We start from the raw sequence: 1,224 nt of genomic DNA on the forward strand, positions 1-1,224 counted from the left end.
AAATTTTGCTGCATGTTCTGCTTCTTCAAATGCTATTCTCTTATAAGCTTCTGCTACTTCTGGATATCCTTCTCTATCTGCTTGACGACTCATTGCTAAATACATTCCTACTTCTGTACATTCTCCTGTAAAATTAGCTCTTAATCCTTCAACTATTTCTTCATCAACACCTTGTGCTACTCCTATTCTATGCTCATCTGCCCAAACCATTTCACCTTTCATTTCTTCAAACTTACTAGCTGGTGCTTTACATATAGGACACACTTCTGGTGGCATTTCTCCTTCATGTATATATCCACATATTGTACAAACAAACTTTTTCATATTAAAATCCTCCCTTTAACCTTATCTATAATAAATTAAAATTAATTCATATTAATTTTTTATTAACTTGTTATAATAGATATATACCCTTCAGCATTTGCTTTAAACAAAAATTGAAAATAAATTTAATATTTTATATATTTATAAGAATAATTATATTCATATAAATTTTCTTATTAAAAAAGAGCTATTTTAATTAAAATAGCTCTTAAAAATTATTTTTCTAGTAATTCCTTATGAGGCCAACCTTTTTGACCATTTTCTAGTATAAACAATCTATCTGATTTTATACCTTTAGACTCTAAGTGATCTATAGCTCTTTTAGCTCCACCGCCACCACCTGGGCACACTACTATTATGGGATTTTCACTTTTTTCTAACTTAGGTAATATTTTATCTAATTTAGCTTGTTCATCTTTAGTTTCTACCGGATATGCATATGTAGGAATTACACCTTTTATATGGTGCTTATTATAATCTTTTTCAACTTGTATATCTAACAATGTAATATCTTCTTTTTTCTCAATTGCTTCTTTAAGTTGGTCTGCAGTATAATAATTATACTTTTTTTCATTTCTAGTTTCTTCCTCTTTACTACACCCTACTAAAGCTAATGATGTCATTAAAAACAACATACTACATAATAGTAAAACCTTCTTCATAATACTCCTCCTAGTATATAATTTCTATTAAAATTTTATATTAATATTCAAAATATTACAAATAGATTTTTTGTATATCAACACCTTTAAATATCGTTTTCTTCTATATTAAATTAAGATTTTTTAAATAAAAAAAGACTACGTGGCTACGTCCTACTCTCCCAGGCGGCTTCCCACCAAGTACCATCGGCGCTAAAGAGCTTAACTTCTGTGTTCGGAATGGGAACAGGTGTATCCT

Annotated in this window: 2 protein-coding genes and 1 rRNA gene; all 3 read right to left on the reverse strand. The window is 29.1% G+C overall.

The window, feature by feature from the left end:
- The coding region (locus ABFX13_RS14510) for a rubredoxin-like domain-containing protein (RefSeq protein WP_346047221.1) at window positions 1-324 on the reverse strand (324 nt) is incomplete at its 3' end.
- Between the two features lie 215 nt (window positions 325-539).
- Window positions 540-986: a rhodanese-like domain-containing protein gene (locus ABFX13_RS14515; RefSeq protein ID WP_346047223.1), complete on the reverse strand. Its 447-nt coding sequence runs from the start codon at window positions 984-986 to the stop codon at window positions 540-542.
- Window positions 987-1,126: 140 nt separating this feature from the next.
- Window positions 1,127-1,224 (reverse strand): 5S ribosomal RNA (rrf, locus tag ABFX13_RS14520); the annotation flags it as partial.

This window comes from Paraclostridium tenue (assembly GCF_039521565.1).
In the GTDB taxonomy this organism is placed as follows: Bacteria; Bacillota; Clostridia; order Peptostreptococcales; family Peptostreptococcaceae; genus Paraclostridium; species Paraclostridium tenue.